Genomic DNA, 23,190 nt, shown 5'->3' with positions numbered 1-23,190 from the left:
AAAAGTGTTGTCCTTTAAAACTTAAATTTGAGGTTTGTGTTTCCATGATAAGTTCTCCATTTTAAATTTAGAAGAAACTTATCAAAACACCGACTCATTAACATAAGGTCTCAGACTGAAGGGTTCTTTTCCATTTGTGAGCCAACCCGATAAGCAACGTTAAAATAAGGATAACTTATTACGCCTGTACCCAACCATCTAAAAGATGAACAATCTTGTTGCCGTACGAAGCGTTCTTTTCCGAATGCGTGACCTGAATAATGGTTGTTCCTTCGTTGTTAAGTTTTTTGAATAGGTTCATGATCTCCTCACCTTGTTCTGAATTCAAATTTCCCGTCGGTTCGTCTGCAAGAATAAGCTTCGGCCTTCCAATGATGGCGCGCGCGATACCTACAACTTGTTGCTGTCCGCCGGACAATTGATTGGGAAACAGATCTTTTTTTCCGACAATATTAAAACGATCTAATATATCCGAAACCATACCTTTTCGCTCCGACGCGCTGATTTTTTTGTATAATAGCGGCGTCTCAATGTTTTCATACACCGTTAATTCATCTATCAAATGGTAGCTTTGAAAAACGAAACCGATGTATTCTTTGTGAATCTCGGTTTTTTGTTTTTCTGATAATTTATGTACGTGCTCATTGAGAAAATGGTATTCTCCGTTGGTCGGCTCATCTAACATTCCTAAAATATGTAACAGCGTAGATTTACCTGAACCGGATGGCCCCATAATGGAAACAAACTCACCTTGTTTAATATCCAATGTAATCCCTCGAAGAACATACGTCTTCACAAATCCGGTTGAATAGGATTTTTCGATCTTGTTAAGTCGAATCATGTAAACATTCCTTATCAATTTTGTAATGTTTTCAATTCAATTACAAGCGCCGTTCCAACAGAAATTATTATAGCTTGTGTTGTTTACAAAGGCCTTATTCTTGTTTAAAAATTACCTGCACCGATTTTTCCGTTGCCGCGCCAATTTGAGATAACTTCCAATTCTCGTCATAATGCGCAAGGTGCTCTTTCAGACACAATGCCCGATCGGAGTAATGCGGTTCGCAATCCTCCCAAGCAAACATTTCTACACGATAGTGATACACGCGCGTTTCGCCGTTAACTCTCGCCTCGATCTCTATCAGATCATGCGGCTTTACATCCGGAATATTGATAACGATCTCTGCCATAACGACTCCTTCAGTTAATAGTTAGATTCTATTTTATACTCCTAATCAATCATTACTCATACTTCAGCGCTTCCACGGGATTGGCAGAAGCGGCTTTCGTCGCCTGAAAACTGACTGTGAAAAATGCCAGCACAACTGCAATAAGTCCGGCTAATGGAAAAATCCAGATGGCCATGTCCGTTCGATATGGAAAGTCCTGTAACCATACGGTGAGTACATAATAGGCCAGGGGCATCGCTATAATCATTGCAAGTACAACAAGCTTAATAAAATCCTTACAGATCAGAACGACGATATTTGAAACCGTTGCCCCCGTGACTTTTCGTATACCAATTTCTTTTGTTCTTTGCTGAGCAGTAAAAGATATCAATCCTAATAACCCCAAACATGCGACGAAGATGGCGAGGCCTGTAAAAACGAACAATATCGTGTTGAATCGGTCGTCCGCACGATACAATTTATCAAAATCCTCGTTTAAAAAATTATATTCAAAAACCCTGCCCGGAAGAACCGATTGAAACAGTGTTTTGATCCGTTCTACCGTACTGTGATAATTATCTGTGGAGACCTTGATCGACAGATATTCAGCGTTGTGACCATTGGCCATAACAGCAATAAACGATTCAATCTCATTCTGGAGCGACATAAAATGAAAATCCTTCAGCACGCCAATGATTCTTCCTTTCTTCCTTTGCCATTGCAGAGGCTGGCCAATGGCTTGAGCCGGTGATGTAAAACCGAGGCGCGATACCGCCGATTCGTTGATTACAAAAGCCTCATTTTCGTCCGTGGTAAATTGCCTATCAAACCATCGCCCTTCCGTCAACTTAAGATCGTATAGTTTCAAATAATCATAATCGACCGACAAAAAACGCATGTCGTTCCACGGCGCCTTGTCATCCCATCCCAAACGAACGACGTTGTTGCCCATCTCTTTACCGGGAACCTTGGAGGCCAGACTGGTCTTTATCACCTCGGGCATTTTTTCGAGTTCGTTTTGAAGTGTTTGATAGGATGAAAGAACCGATCGGTCGTCGTGCATCGGAATCACTACAACCTGATCTTTCGCGAACCCCAATTCTGCATGGCGCATGAACTGGATCTGCCGGTGAACAAGCAATATTCCAGCAATCAAACCGATCGACACGGCGAACTGAAACGTGACGAGGCTTTTTCGAAGAAGCGCGCCTTTGGATGAACTGCGGAAGCTTTTGAGTATGGAGAGCGGGGCAAATGACGAAAGGAACAGAGCGGGATACATACCGGCTCCCACGCCAGTAATAATCACGATCAGCAGGATCGTCGTCATCGCCATTGGATTCTGGATTATATTCAGAGTCAATTTTTTATCGGTGAGATCGTTTAACCACGGTAAACTCAGTTCCGAAAAAATCAGGCACAGAATCAAAGCAAAAAAAGTGATCACGACCGACTCGGTTAGGAATTGCCGAATGAGTTGGGATCTGAAAGCGCCAACGACTTTTCGAACACCTACTTCCTTGGCGCGAATGAGCGAACGCGCCGTCGAAAGATTCATGAAATTAATACACGCGATCATCAGGATGAGCACACCGATTCCGAAAAAAGTATAGACATAAATGCGCTTGCCGTTAGACGAAAATTCATTTCTCAGATGAGAATCAAGATGTATGTTTCTTAGATTGATCAGCGAATATTCCTGTGTGTAACCCGACATCTCTTCCTGCTTCGGAATATAACGATGAGAAATCCCCTTCATTTTTTCAGCGAAAGAACCAATATCGGTCTTCGGCTTCAGCAGGACGAAGGTGTAGGTGTTGAAGTTCCACCAACCATCCATGCGAAAGTGCAAACTCCGTAACGTTGAAAAGGATGCGATGAAATCGTAGTGGAGATGGGAAGGTCTTACCGGATCTTTCAGTACGCCCATAATGGCAAATTGGATGGAATCTTTCGGAAGTACCAGCGTCTCACCAACAACATTTTCGCGGCCAAAATATTTCAAAGCCATTGCTTTGGATACAACCATGGTGTGTGGAGCGTTCAGCGCCGAGTGGGCTTCGCCATAGGCCAAAGGAAGTGTAAATACTTCCAAGAGAGTGGAGTCAGCAAATACTACGGTCTCATAAAAGTTTTCAGAACTATTCGGTTTCTGAATAACGTTGTCATGCTCAGGGCGTATTCGTACCACCGATTGGATTTCTGGATAATCCGGAGCAATGGCCGGAGCGACGCCCGGGCCTGTCACCGCATACGATTCGGAACCGCCATTCTTTGGAAGGAAATATTTACAATTAAGCCGGTAGATCCGGTCTGCATTGGTATGCTGATCCTCATAACTCAGTTCGTCCCAAACATACATCACGATCAGCAGACAAGCGGTCATTCCGACGGCCAATCCCAAAATATTAATTAGGGAGTATGTTCGGTGTTTGATCAAATTGCGTACAGCGATCTTCAGGTAATTTTTTAACATAATCCTCCGTGAATCGTTATTGGTAATGACTAACTATTCATTCGCTCTTAAGGGCACTTTTTTTATCTACTCATATTTCAAAGCTTCTACAGGATTTGCCGTCGCGGCTTTGACGGCTTGGAATCCTACCGTACTCAATGCGATTACAAGCGCTACCATTGAAGCCAAAACAAATGTGAAGTAATTCATTTCAATATGATATGCGAACAAACTTAACCATCGGTGCATAGCGAAATAAGAAATACACCACGCAATAAGACTCGCAACAATAATAAATTTCATAAACTCTTTGGAAATCATCACAGTAATATTACCTACAGATGCTCCATGCACTTTACGAATACCGATCTCTTTTGTTCGCAACTCTGTCATAAATGCGGCCAAACCAAGCAATCCCATACATGCGATAAAAATAGATAAGCCCGCAAAAAACCCGAACACCTGCCCTAATTTTTCCTCGTTACGGTAAAGTTGATCAAAACGATCATCCACAAAAGCATATTCAAACGGATAGTCCGCACGATATTCCTGCCATATTGATTGTAAAAAACCAATCGTCGATGGAATGTCTTGCGGACGAATACGAATCGAGATCTTGTTCAATGACGATGTGGATATTCTCATGACAATGGGGGCAATCTCCTGATGCAATGATTCAAAGTGGAAATCTTTAACAACGCCGATAATGAAGCCTTCACGATCGGAATAGTTGAAGGGCTGCCCGACGGCATCTTGCGGAGATGTCCATCCCAGCATAGCCGCAGCCTTTTCATTGATGATGAAAGCTTTCATCGAATCGCTGGCCAATTGTTTTTGAAAATTCCTACCTGCGGCCATTTTCATCTCAAACGTCGGAATATAGTCATGATCCACATTGAGACTGGCGATTCGGAAATTAACGGCTTGCACTTTACCGTTTTTTATTATACTGGCACCTCCTGCATCTAACAAGCGGTCCGACGGAATTCGTTTTGCTGCGGAAACGCAGATTATGTTGGTATTTTGCAGCAACTTATTTTTGAAAGTTTCCAAGTCGGTCAACATGCTTTGGCCGCTGGGCAATACAACAATCTGCTCTTTATTAAAACCCATATCCTTGTCGTGAAGATAACTCAGTTGATTATATACAATACCCATGCTGATGATAAGAATTATAGAAATCGAGAATTGCAATATTACCAACGACGAACGAAGCCAACTTTTTGGATTTGAATTTTCTTTGACGTTTTTTAATACAAGTAATGTTTTGCTCTTTGCGAGAAAAAAAGCAGGGTAGCTGCCTGTCAGAATTCCGACGATGGCGGTAATACCTATTAGAGACAGAAAACTCCATAGATTATTTAAGTAATCAAGTTCGAGTGACCTGTTCACAAATCCATTGAAAAAAGGTAACGTTAATTCTACCAACAGGATTGCGACGGCCATGGCTATAAATGCCATGATCAGTGATTCGCCGACAAACTGACGCATGAGTTGTGCATACTGAGCTCCGAGCACTTTTCTCATGCCCACTTCTTTTGCCCGACGCATGGAGCGTGCCGTTGCTAAATTCACATAATTAATGCAAGCGATCAGCAATACAAATAATGCTACAGCAAGTAATATATAGATGTATGTAATGTCACTGTTTTCCCCGATCTCTGAATTCAAATGCGAATATAAATGAATATCCGTTACAGGCTGCATATGCAGGCGCGTAAATTGACTTGGCTTACGGCCTTGTTGCTCGGGCATATGCCGGTCCAAGAATTCCGGAAATTTGCTCTCCATACGATCCGGAGACTCGCCGTCTTTTAGAACAACATAGGTGGAAAAATTATTGCTGCCCCATGTTTCAAGAAAGTTTGAAGGAGCTAAATTTTTTAGTGATACAAACGAGGCGAGAAAATCAAAATGAAAATGCGAATTCAAGGGCGTGTCTTCAATTACTCCGGTAACCTTAAACGCAACTTCCCGCTCATAGGTTATCGACTGCCCCATTGGGTTTTGATCACCGAAATATTTATTAGCCATCGACCTCGTCACTATGACCGAATTCGGTTCCTTCAAGGCCGTCACTGCATCGCCATCAATCCATTGGGCCGTAAACACATCAAAGAAATGCTCATCCGCCCACATGAAACCGGGCTCATTGAAAAACTGATTATCCCGGCTGATTAGGCTTCCCCGATCCGGTATTATTTGCGTCACATGTTCAAATTCCGGAAAATTTTCACGGAATAGCGGAGCAAATTTTGGCGCTATAGGCCCCAATGTAAGGCTCGTCGCGCTATCGGGGTTCATAAATTCCCGCCATACACGGTACATGCGTCCCGCATTTTTATGATACCCGTCATAACTTGATTCAAACATGACGTACATGATTATGAGCATGCAACAAGCCATCCCAACAGCCAGGCCCATAATGTTGATCGAAGAATACAGTTTGTGTTTGAATAAATTTCGTAAAGCTATCTTAAAATAGTTTTTGAACATCAACGACTCCTTTGTTGCTTACAACAATTGGCTACCAAAGACATAATCCGTTTATATTTATTCATACTTCAGCGCCTCGACCGGATTGGCTGAAGCCGCTTTAAATGCCTGCAGACTCACCGTTAACAACGCAATACAAAGTGCCGCTCCTCCAGCTATGACAAATACTCCCATCGTAATGTCGATGCGGTATGCGAAATTTTCCAGCCACGAGTTCATAAAATAATACGCCAACGGCCAGGCGATCAAATTGGATATCAAAACCCATTTCAAAAACTCTTTCGACAACAGTGCGACAATACCTGCGGCTGACGCGCCAAGAACTTTTCTAATTCCGATTTCCTTTGTTCGTTGCTCTGCCGTATAGGCCGCTAACCCCAACAGCCCTAAACACGCAATAAAAATGGCAAGGCCGGCGAAGATACTTATTATTTTCGAAACACGTTGTTCTGCGCGATAGAGTGCGTCAAAATCTTCATCAAGAAATGAATATACAAAAGGCTGTCCGGCCTGAAACTGATTCCAGATCTTTTCCACAGAAGCTACCGTACCGGCAATATTGTCCGGACGAATCCGAATTGCAGCAACAGATCCACGTCCTTCGGGCAGAATCACCAGCGGCTGAATCTCCTGGTGCAGAGACTGGAAATTGAAGTCTTTGACCACACCGATCACTTTGAGCGGCTTATCCTCGCTGAAACGGTAAATAAACTGCGCGAGCGGCTTGGTTAAACCAAGAACTTTCACCGCGGCTTCGTTGAGAATAACGGACGTGGAATCCGTGGCAAATTCATTGGAAAAATCACGTCCTTCGGAGATTTCCATCTTAAGTGTTTTAGCAATGTCGAAATCGGAACGCAGCGTCCACAGCAACCTTGGATCGTTCTGATGTCCTTCGGTATAAAAAGCGGAATTGCCGATGTCCTGCCCGGGTACACCGTTGGCCACAGTCACGTGTTCAACGCCATTCACGGTCATCAAGGCTTGTTTGAAGCTCTGACGCTGGTCGCGCATCAGCCAAATGTTGTCCACAACGAGTACATGTTCTTTGTCAAAACCCATTTTCTTATTCTGAACAAAATCTATCTGGCCCCTAATGACCAATGTTCCTATGATCAGAGCCACCGAAATGGAGAACTGCATTACCACCAGCGTACTACGCAGGATCCGGCCTTTGGCTCCGCCGGCCAGTTTGCCTTTGAGTACGGCGATCGGATCAAAAGCAGACAAATAAAAGGCAGGATAACTCCCCGCAAGGAGACCGACCAATAGAGCAACAAGCAGGAGCGCCAACAACACCAGCGGATTGGACACAAGATTGACCTCAAGCCCCTTGCCCGTGAGATCATTAAACGCCGGCAGAAAGAGTTCCGCTAATCCTATGGCGATCGCCGTTGCCAGCAGACTAATAAACACCGATTCTGTCAGGAACATATGCATCAGCTGACTCTTCATCGAACCGAGCGCCTTCCTCACGCCTACTTCTTTTGCGCGATTAGAGGAACGAGCCGTTGCAAGATTCATGAAATTGATGCAGGCTATCAAAAGTATAAAAACCGCTATGACAGAAAAGATGTATACATAAATAATATTTCCGTTGGGTTCTATCTCATTATTCAGTTGCGAGTGAAGATGGATCGAAGTAATCGGCTGAAAAACGTAATTATAGGCACCGCCGTTCTTGAACCACTCCTCCATGGTAATACCGACGATCTTTTTAAGCTGCGGGCCTGCATATTTCATGACCAAAGGCTGCATCTTGGACTGAAAATCATTATACATCCCGATATCTTTAAGTCTGACGTAAGTAATAATATTATTGGATAACCATTGGTCATCCTTGCTTTCGTCACGGGAATTGAATGAGGCAAGAAAGTCGAAATGCACATGGGACTGAGCAGGTACATTCTTAAAAACGCCCGTGATCTTGTAGTCATAGCGTCCGTCCGTTGTGATAACTTTACCCATCGGATCTTCATTACCGAAATACTTCTCCGCCATCCTCTCACTGAGGATCATTGAGTACGGCTCTGTCAAAGCATTTTCAGCGTTGCCTTTCACCAGGGGTATCGTAAAAACGCGGAACACCGACGCGTCGGCATGGAAGAATTTGTCCTCATTAAAGCTCTTGTCACCCAGGCGGGTCGTAAAGTTACCTGCTCTATAGAGACGTGCGCTCGCTTCGACTTCCGGAATTTCCCGTGCGAGCGCATCAGCCAAAGGTGCGCAGGTCGTCACAGCGTTGAGATTCTTTCCGTTTATCCGGGCCGAAATGCTGCCGCGATAAATACGATCGGCGCCTGTATGATATTGATCATAGTTCAATTCATCGACCACATAAGCCATGATCAACAGACATGCGGAAATGCCCACGGCGAGACCGAGTACGTTGATCGCGGAATAAGCTCGGTGCTTTAGTAAATTCCGGATTGCGATTTTTAAATAATTTTTGAACATGCTTTCACCTGTTTCTTCTAATACTATTTATAGCGAAATGATTTGATCCTTTATTCATACCGTAGGGAGTCAACCGGATTAGCCTGCGCTACTCTCAATACCCGCCCGCCGATGGTCACCAAACCGATACCAAGAACCACGACATTCGCCAGTATCAATGCGGTCACTTCTACATTCACATGATATTTATAAATACTATCCAAAAGAGCTTTGACCGCAAAATATCCGGCTACGTCAGCGATAACCGACGCAATAATTAACAAAAAGACAAAATCAGAATTCATCATTCCGACAATCTGACTGACGGATGCACCCAGAACTTTTCGTATGCCGATCTCTTTAGTTCGACGCACTATGTTGAGCGAGACCAAGGCAAATAATCCCATACCGGAAATAACAATGGCCATACACGCGACATAAAGAAAAACCAATTTGATCCCGTCGCTGATCGTCGAAGCACGGATAGTTGCCTCTTCCTGGTAGAATCCTTCAAACGGCATTTCCGGAAAAAGTCTTTTCCAATCGCTTTCAATGGAGGTCATGGCCGCCTTAAGATTCTTACTGTCCACCCGCACTATGGCGAATGAATACGTGTTTTCCTTGGCCATTTTGATGACAGTCGGCAAGATCGGCCGAAACGTCCCGCGATTATAAAAGTCGTCTACGACGCCAACCACGCGACAGGTAACCGAATCTATCGTTAAGGTTCTCCCGATGGGATCGTCCCATCCTTGTTCCGTGGCCATCATCCGGTTAATCACGACCGATTCCGAAAAATCAAGAGGTGTGGACTCGCTAAGAAAACGGCCTTGTACCAACTTAAAGCCGACGGTTTCAGCATAGCCGGGGCTTACGTATAGAAAATCTGCTTCTATATCTCGGCCTAAACCCTGAATGACTCTTCGCCACGATGAGAAAAAAATATGATTGCGTCCGGCAGAAACGTTTTCTATGAGCGGGTTTTGGCGAAGCGTGTTGGATAGTAGTGGGTACATAGAGCTTTTCTGCAAGGGCACACCTATAATCTTATCTTCATTGTACCCCTGATCTAGATTTTTTTGAAATTCAGCATTCTGCGAAAACACCAAACTGCCTACCACCGCGATCATGGACAATGCGAACTGCACCGTTAACATAACCTTCATCAAGCGGCTTGTGGTCATTTTAGATTGATTGCCCCTAAGAATTTGTGCCGGATTATAAGCGCTGATAACATAAGCGGGATAGAATCCACCGCCGAGAGCCGTTAATGTCAGGAGACCGGCGAGAAAAATTCCCAGCTTGAAATTCCATGCTTCGTCCATCGACAAACGTATGTCAGGAAATAGCGAATTCCAACCGGGAACGAGTAATTCAGCAATACCGAACGCCACACCAAGAGCAAGAAGGCACAACAAAATATTTTCCATTAGAAACTGTATAATCAACTGAGTGCGCGGACTACCCATAACTTTTCGAATACCGATTTCCTTCAACCGCCCGGCAGCTATTGCCAGTGATGTATTCATATAATTGAAACAAGCCATGATCAAAAGCATGATAGAAATGACGAAGATAGAGATTCTGGCCGATGGCGGCGGCGCATCCCGTAAGTCGTGACTGCGGAAATTCTCGCTGATCAACGCCAGATCTTTGAGCGGCGTCATGACCAGATGACTGATCGCAAATCTGGGGTTGGCAGATTTTACAAGATCTACGTATTTGTTCTCGGCGGCCTCAATGGCGCCGGCCACGTTGTCATCGGTGACTTCAATGAACGTCGACCCCGTAACGTGCGCCCAATTGTTAGGCTCGTCAATTCCAAGATCAACAAGGACCTCACCCGAGATCAGTATGTCAAAATCGAGACTCGAATTGCGAGGCACTTGTTTTAATATCGCGCCAACCACATGATCGCGCTTACGGTCGTTGTCATGGCTCAGCGTCAGTCTTTTTCCCATAGCGTGCTCATCGCCAAAATATTTGATCGCCACATCGCGGGTAATAATAATACTGTTTCGGTCTTTCAAGGCCGATTTATCTCCTTGCAAAAACTCGAATGTGAACATGTCGAAGAATCCGTCGTCGGCATAGTTCACTCTTTCATTGAATACTTTGTCCTCAAACTTCACCACAGAGACCTGACTTGCAAACCGTACGGCGCGCGTTACACCAGGAAAGTCCCTGACCAGCGCAGGCCCAAGAGGTAACGGAGAGATACCGAATAATTGATCTTGTCCGTTGATCGCCCTGGTGGATCCAACGTGATAAATTTGATTCACCTTTTGGTGAAACTGATCAAAATGGTATCCAAAGTCCCACGTAAGATATCCGACAATACACGCTCCGAGGGATACGCTAAGGCCAAAAAGATTAATGAACGTATACAAATTTTTCCGGTACAAATTCCGGAATGCGACAATAAAATAGTTTTTGATCATGTCATCTCCTGTTCTTTATAGCGATCACAGTTTACTCATATTTCAAGGCTTCTACCGGATTCGCCGTAGCCGCGCGAATCGCCCGGTAACTCACGGTCGCTATTGCAATGATCAAGGTAACCAAGCCCGTTAAAATGAATGTCCCTATATTAATGTCGATCCGGTATGCAAAATCCTGCAGCCATCGAGACATTAGAAGATAGGCAATCGGCCAACCAATGATATTGGCCAGTAATACGAGCTTTAGAAATTCCGTCGTTAGCGTCGACACGATCCTGGCGATTGAAGCTCCCAATACTTTACGAATACCAATTTCCTTGGTGCGTTGTTCTGTGGCAAAGGACGCTAACCCAAAAAGCCCCAAACAAGAAATGAAAACCGCTAAAATGGCAAATGAGTTGTAGATCTTAGATAGCTGTTGTTCGGAGCGATATAATTGGTCGATTTCTTCATCAACAAAATTGAACTCAAAAGGACTGCCCAAATTGACCGACGTCCAGTCATTTTCGATGGATTTAACCGTTGCCGCCATGTCATGGGATTGAATTTTCGCAAAAACATTGCGCACCGATCCGGAATTATAAATGAATACCAGAGGAATTATTTCTGATCGAACGGATTGATAATGGAAATCCTTTACTACGCCGACTATCGGATGCGTCTCGTCCCAGAACTTAAGGCTGGCAGACAACGGATCCATTAAATTCATAGCCTGCATTGCTTTTTCATTAATAATTACATTCACGGAATCCGTGGGAAATTCTTTTGAAAATTCCCGGCCATGAACAAGCTCCATGCGCATGGTCTTTAGATAGTCGTAATCGATAGCTGTTACTGTGGTCAATACTTTTTCATCTTCCCTCTGCCCTGGCCATTTGACATCCCAAGTGTTGGTTCCGAAACTGGAAATGGAATGATTAGAGGCCGAAACACTGAGTATACGCCTGTTCTGCAGCAGGCGTTCCTTAAAAGTAGAATAGGTATTCCTTGTCTCACCGCGAAGCGGAATACGGATCAATTGCTCTTTTTCATAGCCCAGGCTCTTATGTTGCATGAATTCCAACTGTTGATAGATGAAGGCGGCGCTAATGATAAGCGCGATAGACAAAGTAAATTGAACGGTAACGAGAATTCGACGAAGAAGTACGCCCTGCGTACTTTTCTGAAAACTTCCCTTCAGCACCTGTACCGGCCTATATCCGGACAGTACCAAAGCCGGATAGATTCCCGACAGGATACCGGTGATGATCACTATTGAAATCAACATGAGGCCTATGCCGGAATCAAAGAAATTCAGGGCAATGCTTTTTGCCGTTAAATCGTTAAAAAAAGGCAGAATGATTTCAATCAGAACCAGTGCGATGCCCATGCTGATCAGAGAAAGAAAAAACGCTTCACCCAGAAATTGTTTGATCAATTGAAACCGGTCTGCGCCGACCACTTTTCGTAAACCGACTTCGCGTGATCGTTTCAGCGAACGGGCCGTGGAAAGATTCGTAAAATTAATACATGCGATAAGCAGAATCAGCGCAGCGATCACGCCCAGGGTGTACACATAATTCATTCGCGTGGGTGTATGATTAAAATCCGTGCGCAGATAAATGTCGGTCATCGGTTGAAGGAACAATTCGGTTTTGGACTGATCGTTATGTTTCTTAATCACGTCGGCAATCTTTTCCGTGAACTGACGATAATCCGTGTTCGGATTCAGCATGACGTAAGTCCTGAGCCAGTTATTACCCCATGGCGTAAATTGGTCCGGAACATCCATCCGCAGCCGTTCCGCAGGTAAAACAAAATCAAACTGCAGATGCGATTGGCGCGGTATCTTTTCAAAAATACCGGTCACCACTAAATTGTATTTATCTACCCGGATCGATTTACCCATCGGATCTTCCGAGCCGAAGTATTTCTGTGCGAACTCTTTTGTAAGGATGATTGAGTTGGGATCCTTTAGCGCTACGTCCGACTGACCGGCCGTCAATGGAAATGAAAACATAGACAGAAATTCCGGATCCACGTATAGACCGTTGGATTCGTAGAAACGTTGATCTTTATAATCAAAAAGAAGTTTGTTGGGGGTGAACAGCACGCGCGTGGTTTTTTCGATCTCTGGAAATTCGCTTTTTAAAACGGCGGACAACGGCGCGGGCGTCTGTGGCGTCTGGAATGCATCCCCGCCGCCGTAGAATTGATTTTCGACCACGCGGAAGATCCGATTGCCGTTTTTATGAAAATGGTCGTAACTGAGTTCGTCCTGAATCCACATTACGATCAAAACGGTACACGCCAATCCGACCGCCAGGCCGGAAATATTTATGAAGGAATGGCCTTTCTGACGCAAGATGTTTCGCAACGCAATTTTAAAATAATTTTTTAACATAAATCGACTCCCTGTTTTATACTCGACTCACATCTATTCGTACTTTAGGACATCAACGGGATTCGCGGAAGCCGCTTTGATCGAACGGTATCCTACCGTTACTCCGGATATAATAATTGTTAGCATGACGGCTGTAAAAAACACTTCGGCGCCAATAGAAATCCGATACGCAAAATCTTCGAGCCACCCGTTCATGACCACATACGCCGCCGGTGCTGCAATGAGAAATGCGATCAGGATTAGAACTGCAAATTCTTTAGTGAACATCATTAAAATATCGGAAACAGATGCGCCCAGAACTTTTCGAACACCGATCTCTTTCGTACGCTGTACGGCCATGAATGAGACCAATCCGAATAATCCGAGACAACCGATACCGATAGCAATGGAAGCGAAAATTGTAAATAACCTTGAAATCTTTTGTTCGTCCTCATAAAATCCGGCGATCGATTCGTCCAGGAATTGGGACCGGTAGAGGAATTCAGGATACGTTGCCGCCCACGCCGCTTCGATCTTCGGCAGCAATATTTTGGCCCGTTTCATATCGATCTTGACGCCCATGATCCGGTAATCCTTGCTCCGCGGCGCCAATATGGTCGGATAGATGGATGCCCGCAACGATCCTGTATTAAAATCTTTCACAACACCAACGATCGGTTTGGGCTCGGAACCAAAGACATACACTATCTTTCCAACGGCATCTGCGGGATTGGTAAATCCTATTTTTTGGGCCATCGTTTCGTTGATCACCAATTCATGGATGCTGTCGCTGGCCGTGAAATTGCGTCCGGCAAGCATTTGAATACCGTAGGTTGGAATATAAAACTCATCCCCGCAGCGAACGTCGGCAAGGGCTTCGTAGGTTTTACCGGCCGGGCCGCGATAGATCATCATCGAAGTCCAGCGCATGCCCGAAGCAACCTGAGCAAATCCAAACGTTACATTCTGGACTCCGGTTTCTTTCATGATTTCGTTGCGAAGAGTCTGCATTTTGGATTTATCCTTAACGGGTATATTGGTCGTAATGATGGCATCTTTGATAAACCCCATATCCGTAGTCTGAAAAAGATCCATCTGACGAAACACGACGATCGTTCCGATGACGAGCGCCTGAGCGATCATGAATTGCAGAACGACAAGCCCTTTCCTTACCAGCAACCCGCCCGCTTTCGAGGATTGCCCCCCTTTGAGAACCGACACCGGGCTGTATCCCGCCATCATAAGTGCCGGATAAAACCCGGAACCCGCCGTGATCACGACCGCTAATCCGGCAAGAAAAAGAAGGATCAACGGATCATTGAATAAATTGAAGCGGATATTGAAGCTGAACGCATCGTTGACTAACGGCAGGATCATTTCTGTCATACCGATCGATAATACGATGGCCAAAAACGTAATGACAAAAGTCTCTCCCAGAAATTGTATCAGCAACTGAGCACGAAAAGCACCGAGAACTTTTCTAACGCCGATTTCTTTAGAGCGGGTGACCGCCTGTGCCGTTGCAAGATTGATAAAATTAATACACGCCGTCACGATCAGGAAAAAAGCGATGATCGAAAGCGCCCAGATACTGGTACGGCTGGTAACATGCGTATAATTACCCGCGTCGGGATCGAAATGCACATCGGATAATGATTGAACTTCATAGGAGCGTTCCTTGCGCTTGCGTTCATCCAGATGAGTTTTTGCAAACGCAGTCAATCGTTCGTTGAAGGACGCAGCGCTCCATATTTCCGGTACGAAGATGTACGTATTGATGAAACTCATCGTGGCGCCCCAATTCTCCATATTGGAAAAATAGCCCAACGCTTTTTGTGTGGAATATGAAATGAGTACGGTGAAAGGGAAGTCCGTATTAACCGGCGGATCGGTTACGACGCCGATCACTTTCAGGTCACATTCCGAATTCATGCGGATCGTTTTCCCGACCGGATTTTCATTTGGAAAAAATTTTTTTGCCGTACTTTCGCTGAGCGCAACCGTATAGGGTTCCTTCAAAAGAGACGGATGTCCGCGAAACCATGTCCGATCGAAGATATCGAAGAAATCGGGTTCAATATAAACCACTCCTTCGTTCTCTTGAAATTTGGAGGGCGTGTCTGTTCCGTTCGGAACGGCTATTAAAGCCTCTTTTACGTAATTGATCATGGTGGCTTTTAAATCGCTGAACTGTGAACGGATGGCAGCCGCAACAGGAAATTGAGATGCACCGCTTCGGTCGACCTCTCCATCGCGGGTCCAAACCGTATTCACACGATAAATACGGTCTTTCTTCGAATGAAAGCCGTCAAAGCTGAGTTCATGTTTTACCAGTAAGAAAATGATCAGCGCACAGGTTATGCCCAGCGATAATCCGGCGATATTTATCAGAGCAAAACTTTTGTTCCGCTCCAGCCTGCGAAATGCCGTTTTTAAATAATTCTTGATCATGAGTCGGTAACCCCTCTATATCTTCATAGCCTCTTTATAATTCTCGCTGACAATATGCCCGTCGAACAAGTGGATCATGCGGCTGGCGTATTCTGCGTGCGAAGGCGAGTGCGTGACCATTACGATCGTCGTACCGGCTTTATTCAGGTCGGTAAGTATTTTCATCACTTCTTCGCCGTTTGCGGAATCGAGATTTCCCGTAGGTTCGTCAGCCAAAATCAGTTTAGGATTTGCCACGACTGCACGCGATACGGCAACGCGCTGCTGTTGCCCTCCGGATAATTGCTGAGGAAAGTGATTCCGCCGGTGTGTAATCTGCATCCGGTCGAGCGCCGCGTCGACGCGTTTTTTTCTTTCCGATTCCGTCATGCCTAAGTATAACAGCGGCAATTCTACGTTTTCAAATACGGTCAACTCGTCGATCAGATTAAAACTCTGAAACACAAATCCGATATTGGATTTGCGTAAATTGGATCGTTGGCGCTCGGTATATTTTGACACCTCATGCCCGATAAAATGATATTCGCCGCCGGACGGATTATCCAGCAAACCGATCACATTGAGCAAAGTCGATTTGCCGCAGCCTGAAGGCCCCATGATAGCGGTAAATTCGCCTTCATTAATTTCAAAATTCACATTGTTCAACGCGGTGGTTTCCACTTCGTCGGTGGTGTACACTTTAACTAGGTTCTTTGACTTAATCATATAAGGACTCCTTTTTTACACAACCTAACCGCCAAACGTAAAACGTCAAACGGCAAACATTGCGTTTATTTAGTGTTTTGAATTAGATTTGACATTTTTGCAAACAAGTGATTCATTTTCTCCTGAATTACAGCCAATTCTTTCTCTGTCTCTGAGCAAAATTTTAATTGCAAACTGATTTCTAACTGCGTGTCAATTTCGACAAGTGAGGATCTGGATATTTCATAATATCTCCTTCTTTCCACAGCGGATTTTCTCGCCGCGCCTTCAGCAATGTTTGATGTAACAGAAACTGATGCTCGCCGAAGCTGGTTGGTTATGCCATATTTTTCGCTCTTAGGAAATTTCTCTGTCAGCCCATAAATATCCACAACCAGGAACAAACTTATTTTCCAAACATCTAACTGTGATTCAATGTTAGCATATTCACCTTTTCTCTACCGTTTGCCGTTTGCCATCTGCCGTTTCGCGTATTTACTTACTCAAAATCAGCTTATCCACATCACCATAACTATCATAGGATGAAGTAATAACTTCTTCACCCGGATATAGTCCTTCCATCACCTCAAACATTTGCGGATTCTGACGGCCCAACTTAACGCTCCGCTTGATGGCAAAATCGCCCGAAGGATCAACCACAAATACCCATTGCCCGCCGGTCTTCTGGTAAAATCCTCCGCGCGCCAGCAACAGCGCTTCCGCCTGATCTCCTAATTCCAAACGAATCTGCAGCGTCTGCCCGCGCCGAATATCTTTGGGCGCTTCGCCTTCGAACTCCATATCTACGTCAAATCTTCCACCAGTTACTTCCGGATATACTTTCTTGATGATCAGCTTGTACGTTTTCCCGGAGAGATCAAATTCTCCTGATTGACCGATCTGAATTCGCGCAATATAATGTTCATCAATTCCCGCTCGAACTTTAAATCCGTCTAGAACGTCGATCTGGCCTAACCGGTCGCCCGCGCGTTTTGACTCGCCTAATTCTGCATTACGCGACGTGAGCTGCCCCGACACCGGAGCCCTCAATGTAAGGCTCGCCATGTTTTCCTTGATGATGCCTAAATTATCCTGCATATGTGAGACGGAGAGTTCAAGTTGCTCCATTTGACTGGTACGCAGAATGGAATCTTGCCTTTGCGTATCAATCAATAAATCGCGACGCTTAAGCGCATACTGATAAGCATCCCTGGATTGTTCGTACTCCTGAGGAGAAACAAGGTTTTGTTTCATCAGACCGTCATTAATTTCGAAGGCGCGTTTTAATTTTGTAATCTCATAATCCAAATCGATCAGATCGCCGCGAACCTTTAGCTTGTTTTGTTCAAATGCCAATTTCGTATTGCGAAGATTATTGATCTGTTCAAATAGCTGTGCTTCACGGAACATGACATCCATTTGCAGATTGGTGTTGGTAAGCTTAAGTATCTGATCGCCCTGTTTCACCATAGCGCCTTGCTCAAGGTACAGTTTATCTACACGGCCGCCTTCCATTGCATCGAGATAAATTGTTTTGATGGGCATGATCGTACCTGTTACGGGAATGAATTCCTGAAAAGTTCCGCGCTGAACTTTCGAGATGGTGATCTTCTCTGTCTTTACATTCAATTTTGCCGATCGATCTGCAAATAAAAAATTGTAAAACAGCAATAATACTAAAAACGCGCCGCCGCCGACATACGCGATTTTCTTTTGAGGCCATTTCTTTTTTTCAATCTGTCTATCCATTGTTCTGTTTCTGCCCGTTTTAGTTTTGGAATACTTTTTTCTTATATAATTCCATAACAATACCTATGCCCATTGATATGTATTGATTTTTTTAAATTTATATATGAAATTGATACAACAGTATGTTCGTTATCGTTCATCTACTGTCCGTTTTCGAACACTCAAATAAGAGGAAGAATTTATGAAAGAAATAGAAGAACTGTTAAAAGACCCGGATGTAACCATTGCCATTGTCGGTGCAAACAATAACCCGTCAAAATTCGGTAATGTTATATACCGTGATTTGAAGCGAAAAGGTTACAAACTTTTTCCTGTGAATCCGTCATCGGACGAGATCGACGGCGATAAAGCGTTTGCAAATCTGGCACAACTACCGCAAAAACCGGCCATTGTTAATTTCGTCACTCCGCCAGCTGTCACGCTCAAAGTCTTAGAAGAGTGTTTGAAATTAGGTCTGACGAATGTCTGGCTGCAGCCCGGTTCAGAAAGCCCGGCTGTAATGACGTTTATCCAGGAAAAGAAATTTAACTATCTTGCGAATGCATGCATTATGGTGGAAAGCAGAATGAAACTGTAAACTCTATTAACAATCACAAACTGACTCAATCCTAACATGCTGCCCAAACAGACAAAAATTCTGATCATCGACGACGATACGGACGTGTTGCTGGCCGCAAAACTTTTTTTAAAACAGCACGTTGCACTTATTCATACCGAAACGAACCCGGAGTCAATCCCGACACTGCTCAAAAATGAAAGCTACGACGTAATCCTGCTGGATATGAATTTCACGCGAGACGTTAGCAGCGGTTCGGAAGGGTTTTACTGGCTTAATAAAATTTTGCAGACGGATCCCGGCGCCGTAGTGATTTTGATTACGGCCTACGGCGATGTGGAAATGGCCGTTCGAGCGATCAAAGAAGGCGCAATCGACTTTGTTGTAAAGCCGTGGCAAAATGAAAAACTCCTGGCGACGCTTTCTTCGGCTATGAATTTGCGCCGGTCGCGTTTAGAGATCATGCATCTGCGTGACCGCCAACAAGCGCTGAATGAGGATCTGGATCATCCCTTCGGTGAAATCATTGGCCATTCGTCTTCCATGCAAGCCGTATTTGCGCTTATCCAGAAAGTTGCCAAAACGGAGGCCAACGTTCTGATTCTTGGCGAGAACGGTACCGGAAAGGAATTGGTTGCGCGCGCCTTACACCGGGAATCTCTTCGCGCAAAAGAGTCGTTTATTACAGTGGATATGGGCGTGATCAGTGAAACGCTTTTTGAAAGCGAACTTTTCGGCCATGTGAAAGGCGCTTTTACCGATGCGAAAGAAGACCGGGCAGGGCGATTTGAAATCGCGTCAGGCGGAACTTTATTTCTCGACGAAATCGGAAATCTTTCCGTGTCGCTTCAGGCTAAACTTCTTAACGCCCTTCAGGAAAGACGTATTACGCGCGTCGGATCAAATAAGTCTGTCGATGTCGACATCCGCCTCATCAGCGCCACTAATATGCCGATCCATAATATGGCTAATCAGAAAACGTTCCGGCAGGATCTGCTGTACCGGATTAACACCGTCGAGATTCCGTTGCCGCCATTACGCGAACGTACGGAGGATATCCCGTTGCTCGCGGAACATTTCCTTTCGGTATACTCGAAAAAATATCAAAGAACGGCCGGTCGTTTTCACCCCCATGCTATCAAAAAACTCGAAAGATATAATTGGCCCGGTAACGTACGCGAACTGCAGCACACGATCGAACGCGCAATGATCATGTCCGACGCAGAATGCCTCGAAGCGGACGATTTCCTACTTACGTCTGCTCCCGTAAAAAATGAAGGGCTTGTCATTGACGATTATAATCTCGAAGAGATTGAAAAAGCATTGATCCGAAAAGCACTAAGCAAACACGGCGGTAATATCAGCCAGGCGGCAAAAGAACTTGGATTGACGCGAACTTCGCTCTATCGGCGATTGGAAAAATATGGTTTATAAAAACTTCAGACTCCAATGTACTCTGCGCGTAATCCTTCTTGGATTAACCATGTACGGATTTTTTTATGTTTTGTCACAAACCCATCTGTATGTTACGTCCGTCATTCTGGGCGTGATCATAATATTTGAGATCGTCACGCTGGTTCAATACGTCGAGAAAACCAACCGCGATCTTACCCGTTTTCTTGAATCGGTGAAACATGCCGATTTTTCGCAAACTTTTACGCCGCAGGGTTTCGGTACGTCCTTTGATGAACTTAAAGCGGCGTTCAAAGAAATTATTGATAAATTTCACCAGATTCGTTTTGAAAAAGAAGAACATTATAGTTATCTGCAGACCGTGGTGCATCACATCGGCATCGGCCTTATCGTATTCAAATCCGACGGCAATGTGGATATGATCAATGCTTCTGCAAAACGCTTACTGAAAATCGGCCCGCCGCATGATCTCACAGAATTGAAAAACATTCAAATGCTGGAGCCCCTATTGCCTGAATTATTTACAACGCTCACGCAATTGAAGCCTGGTCAAAGGTCGCTTATAAAGATTCAGATAAACAACGAATTGGTGCAATTGGCGGTGTACGTGGTGGACTTTCGTATGCGGGATCAGAAATTCACGCTGGCGTCCCTACAGAATATTCAAAACGAATTGGAAGAAAAGGAAATGGAAGCGTGGCAGAAATTGATCCGTGTGCTCACGCATGAGATCATGAATTCGATGACGCCGGTCACATCACTCGCATCCACGGCAAACGAACTTCTGGATAGTCTTGAATCTCAGAGTTCGCCAACTGCCGTTCGAACAGACGTCGTTCACGATATCCGAAGCGCATTACAAACTATTCAAAGTCGAAGCAAAGGATTGATGCATTTCGTTGATGCCTACCGAAACCTGACGCGAATTCCAACTCCCCATTTTACAATAATACTCATCAGTGAATTGTTTGCGCGAATTGAAAAACTTATGTACCAACAGGTGATCTCAAAAGGAATTCATTTTCAGGTTTCGATTGACCCTGAAACGCTTGAGGTTACTGCCGACCCGGAGTTGATCGAACAAATTCTCATCAATCTTCTTTTGAATGCGATGCAGGCCCTGGAAAATAAAACGGTGGCACGAATTGAACTAACGGCAGGATTGGATGAAAACGGGCGCGTCGTTATCAAAGTGATCGATAACGGCCCTGGAATTTCCGAAGAAGCTATTGATAAAATTTTTATTCCGTTTTTCACTACGAAACAAGAAGGCACCGGTATCGGATTAAGCCTGTCTCGCCAGATCATGCGCCTACATAAAGGCACCCTCAGCGTTACATCAAAACCAAAAACGGAAACGATATTTACATTACGATTCTGATTTTCGGAACCATCAGCTAAATATTATTGGAGACGAAAACTTTTGCATCTGACGTGACCGCAATGTAAGTCATCTCTGCAGGAACATTTCCATTACAAAAATATCCAGTCGAGTAAGCGTCTGCCTCCATTGCAGTCGAACAAACCGTGGTGAGACTCAAGAGCCTATCACAAGGATAACCGGTTTGCGGGTCCAGAATATGCCCGAATTTTTTGTCAAGGTGCGCCACAAACGATTCATAATTTCCCGACGTGGATACAGCGCGGTCTCGAATTGAAACAGTTTTAATTAAGTCGGATGGTTTTTGGGGATCTGGAATACTTATTACCCAACCGCTGCTTTCCGGCGGCGTTCCCGAAGCATAGATATCGCCGCTGTGATTAATTAGAAAATTTTCAATTCCTTCTGACTGTAATATTTTCGCAGCACGATCCACAGAATAACCGACGGCAATTCCCCCCAAATCTATGGCTGAGCCCTCGTTCGAAAGCCCTGCTGTGTTTCCCCGATCATTGATTACTAAATGATTAATTGAAATAGTCTCTATTGCGCGGTACAATTCCCTGTCACTAGGCATACGGGATATCGTTTTGGACTCATTGCGAAATCCCCACAAACGCATCATCGGCTCGATACAAATATTGAATGATCCGCCGGTTTTTTCATAGAATATTTTGGCACTACGCAGAATGTCAATGACGGATCGATCTACGGGCACTTCGTTCCTCCCTGCGGCTTTATTGATAAAACTCACATGGCTATCGGATCTATACACGCTCATCACCGAATCCAATCTCTGAAATTCTTCCTGCGCTTTCGTTATAGCCTGATGGATATTGCGAACAGAATCTCCATATGCGCTTATTTTGACAATCGTGCCCATGGTATAAAATGCACGCTCCACTAAAGCAGGCCGTGTTTGAGCTGAAAGATACGGTATGTTATTCAGGATTGTACCGCTGAACACAAAACATGCCGTTTGTTTAAGAAAATTTCGCCGGGAGTTATCCATTTCATGTCTTTCTATATCTTTTTATTATTCTACGGCTTTTGAGAATCCTCCGCAATCTCATTGGCATCATCCAAACCGGACGTGAGAATTTCTTTATCTTTTGACTCCGCGCATGAATGAAACAAGAAGAGCGTCAAAGAAATCAATAAAAAGATCAGGCTCGCTTGTAAAATCAGAAACGAACCTATTTTTAACCAGGCAAACTGAGGATGTACAAACCGCACCAGCCAGCCCGATCCTTCATCCAAAAACGCGGAGAGAAATGACAAAATAATAAAAGCAATTTTTTGGTTTTTTGTAAACGGAGAAAAAAGAACGAGATGCGTCAACATGAGAATAAGGATTGCCATCACGGGTAAATGCCCGTGCGTCACTTCCAGCATAGAGCCGTAGGTCCGAGCCGGATGGAACGTCTCCTCTGATCCGTTGTAATAGGCGATAACGGAATCCGGCGTAAGTCCCATCTTTGAAAAATAGATCATAAAATTTGTCACAACAAATCCGACGAGAAATAGCACGGTAAAACCCAGCGTAAGCCGCATGAGAGGATTTTGCTGGAAACCGCCTTTTTGCAGGTACTGCATA

The 23,190-nt window shown here is 44.5% G+C and carries 16 protein-coding genes; 3 read left to right on the top strand and 13 right to left on the bottom strand.

What is annotated here, in order from left to right; genetic code table 11:
- Positions 1–178 precede the first annotated feature (178 nt).
- From F9K33_11835 to F9K33_11785, 11 genes are all read right to left on the bottom strand, one after another.
- Complete coding sequence (locus F9K33_11835) at positions 179–841, bottom strand: ABC transporter ATP-binding protein (GenBank protein ID KAB2878835.1); 663 nt, start codon at positions 839–841, stop codon at positions 179–181.
- 94 nt (positions 842–935) lie between these two features.
- Positions 936–1,190, bottom strand: a complete 255-nt coding sequence (locus tag F9K33_11830; protein ID KAB2878834.1) for a hypothetical protein — start codon at positions 1,188–1,190, stop codon at positions 936–938.
- A 52-nt stretch (positions 1,191–1,242) separates the two neighbouring features.
- On the bottom strand, positions 1,243–3,645 hold the full coding sequence (locus F9K33_11825) for an FtsX-like permease family protein (GenBank protein ID KAB2878833.1): 2,403 nt from the start codon (positions 3,643–3,645) through the stop codon (positions 1,243–1,245).
- A 66-nt stretch (positions 3,646–3,711) separates the two neighbouring features.
- Positions 3,712–6,120, bottom strand: a complete 2,409-nt coding sequence (locus F9K33_11820; protein ID KAB2878832.1) for an FtsX-like permease family protein — start codon at positions 6,118–6,120, stop codon at positions 3,712–3,714.
- A 57-nt stretch (positions 6,121–6,177) separates the two neighbouring features.
- Complete coding sequence (locus tag F9K33_11815) at positions 6,178–8,577, bottom strand: FtsX-like permease family protein (GenBank protein KAB2878831.1); 2,400 nt, start codon at positions 8,575–8,577, stop codon at positions 6,178–6,180.
- 50 nt (positions 8,578–8,627) lie between these two features.
- Entirely contained in the window at positions 8,628–10,997 is a 2,370-nt protein-coding gene (locus tag F9K33_11810) for an FtsX-like permease family protein (GenBank protein KAB2878830.1), read from the bottom strand.
- A gap of 31 nt (positions 10,998–11,028) precedes the next feature.
- The gene (locus tag F9K33_11805) at positions 11,029–13,380 is read right to left on the bottom strand and encodes an FtsX-like permease family protein (protein ID KAB2878829.1); all 2,352 of its coding nucleotides are present in this window, start codon (positions 13,378–13,380) and stop codon (positions 11,029–11,031) included.
- 33 nt (positions 13,381–13,413) lie between these two features.
- Positions 13,414–15,810 carry an FtsX-like permease family protein gene (locus F9K33_11800; GenBank protein KAB2878828.1) on the bottom strand — a complete coding sequence of 799 codons (2,397 nt, stop codon included), beginning with the start codon at positions 15,808–15,810 and terminating at the stop codon, positions 13,414–13,416.
- 15 nt (positions 15,811–15,825) lie between these two features.
- Entirely contained in the window at positions 15,826–16,515 is a 690-nt protein-coding gene (locus tag F9K33_11795) for an ABC transporter ATP-binding protein (protein KAB2878827.1), read from the bottom strand.
- A gap of 65 nt (positions 16,516–16,580) precedes the next feature.
- Positions 16,581–16,931 (bottom strand): four helix bundle protein, encoded by a 351-nt coding sequence (locus F9K33_11790; GenBank protein KAB2878837.1) that lies wholly within the window; start codon positions 16,929–16,931, stop codon positions 16,581–16,583.
- 58 nt (positions 16,932–16,989) lie between these two features.
- Positions 16,990–18,243, bottom strand: a complete 1,254-nt coding sequence (locus F9K33_11785) for an HlyD family efflux transporter periplasmic adaptor subunit (GenBank protein ID KAB2878826.1) — start codon at positions 18,241–18,243, stop codon at positions 16,990–16,992.
- A gap of 181 nt (positions 18,244–18,424) precedes the next feature.
- Between F9K33_11785 and F9K33_11780 the strand changes: the two genes are divergently transcribed.
- From F9K33_11780 to F9K33_11770, 3 genes are read left to right on the top strand one after another with little or no spacing between them, the layout of a single operon-like run.
- Positions 18,425–18,820 (top strand): CoA-binding protein, encoded by a 396-nt coding sequence (locus F9K33_11780; GenBank protein ID KAB2878825.1) that lies wholly within the window; start codon positions 18,425–18,427, stop codon positions 18,818–18,820.
- A 36-nt stretch (positions 18,821–18,856) separates the two neighbouring features.
- Positions 18,857–20,233 (top strand): sigma-54-dependent Fis family transcriptional regulator, encoded by a 1,377-nt coding sequence (locus F9K33_11775; GenBank protein KAB2878824.1) that lies wholly within the window; start codon positions 18,857–18,859, stop codon positions 20,231–20,233.
- Entirely contained in the window at positions 20,223–21,593 is a 1,371-nt protein-coding gene (locus tag F9K33_11770; GenBank protein KAB2878823.1) for a HAMP domain-containing histidine kinase, read from the top strand. The genes F9K33_11775 and F9K33_11770 overlap by 11 nt, the downstream gene beginning before the upstream one ends.
- A 16-nt stretch (positions 21,594–21,609) precedes the next feature.
- On the opposite strand, the gene F9K33_11765 is transcribed toward F9K33_11770, so the two are convergent.
- Both F9K33_11765 and F9K33_11760 read right to left on the bottom strand, forming a co-directional pair.
- Positions 21,610–22,605 (bottom strand): FAD:protein FMN transferase, encoded by a 996-nt coding sequence (locus F9K33_11765; protein ID KAB2878822.1) that lies wholly within the window; start codon positions 22,603–22,605, stop codon positions 21,610–21,612.
- Between the two features lie 29 nt (positions 22,606–22,634).
- On the bottom strand, positions 22,635–23,189 hold the full coding sequence (locus tag F9K33_11760; GenBank protein KAB2878821.1) for a hypothetical protein: 555 nt from the start codon (positions 23,187–23,189) through the stop codon (positions 22,635–22,637).
- Position 23,190 lies beyond the last annotated feature (1 nt).

It is taken from the genome of bacterium, from assembly GCA_008933615.1.
In the GTDB taxonomy this organism is placed as follows: domain Bacteria; phylum CLD3; class CLD3; order SB21; family SB21; genus SB21.
Note: the sequence above shows the minus strand (reverse complement) of the source record. Positions and strands in the feature narration are given on the sequence as shown.

Coding starts and splice junctions, on each gene's coding strand:
- F9K33_11835 (KAB2878835.1), bottom strand. CDS start 841: ATGATTCGACTTAACAAGATCGAAAAATCCTATTCAACCGGATTTGTG.
- F9K33_11830 (KAB2878834.1), bottom strand. CDS start 1,190: ATGGCAGAGATCGTTATCAATATTCCGGATGTAAAGCCGCATGATCTG.
- F9K33_11825 (KAB2878833.1), bottom strand. CDS start 3,645: ATGTTAAAAAATTACCTGAAGATCGCTGTACGCAATTTGATCAAACAC.
- F9K33_11820 (KAB2878832.1), bottom strand. CDS start 6,120: ATGTTCAAAAACTATTTTAAGATAGCTTTACGAAATTTATTCAAACAC.
- F9K33_11815 (KAB2878831.1), bottom strand. CDS start 8,577: ATGTTCAAAAATTATTTAAAAATCGCAATCCGGAATTTACTAAAGCAC.
- F9K33_11810 (KAB2878830.1), bottom strand. CDS start 10,997: ATGATCAAAAACTATTTTATTGTCGCATTCCGGAATTTGTACCGGAAA.
- F9K33_11805 (KAB2878829.1), bottom strand. CDS start 13,380: ATGTTAAAAAATTATTTTAAAATTGCGTTGCGAAACATCTTGCGTCAG.
- F9K33_11800 (KAB2878828.1), bottom strand. CDS start 15,810: ATGATCAAGAATTATTTAAAAACGGCATTTCGCAGGCTGGAGCGGAAC.
- F9K33_11795 (KAB2878827.1), bottom strand. CDS start 16,515: ATGATTAAGTCAAAGAACCTAGTTAAAGTGTACACCACCGACGAAGTG.
- F9K33_11785 (KAB2878826.1), bottom strand. CDS start 18,243: ATGGATAGACAGATTGAAAAAAAGAAATGGCCTCAAAAGAAAATCGCG.
- F9K33_11780 (KAB2878825.1), top strand. CDS start 18,425: ATGAAAGAAATAGAAGAACTGTTAAAAGACCCGGATGTAACCATTGCC.
- F9K33_11775 (KAB2878824.1), top strand. CDS start 18,857: ATGCTGCCCAAACAGACAAAAATTCTGATCATCGACGACGATACGGAC.
- F9K33_11770 (KAB2878823.1), top strand. CDS start 20,223: ATGGTTTATAAAAACTTCAGACTCCAATGTACTCTGCGCGTAATCCTT.
- F9K33_11765 (KAB2878822.1), bottom strand. CDS start 22,605: ATGGATAACTCCCGGCGAAATTTTCTTAAACAAACGGCATGTTTTGTG.
- F9K33_11760 (KAB2878821.1), bottom strand. CDS start 23,189: ATGCAGTACCTGCAAAAAGGCGGTTTCCAGCAAAATCCTCTCATGCGG.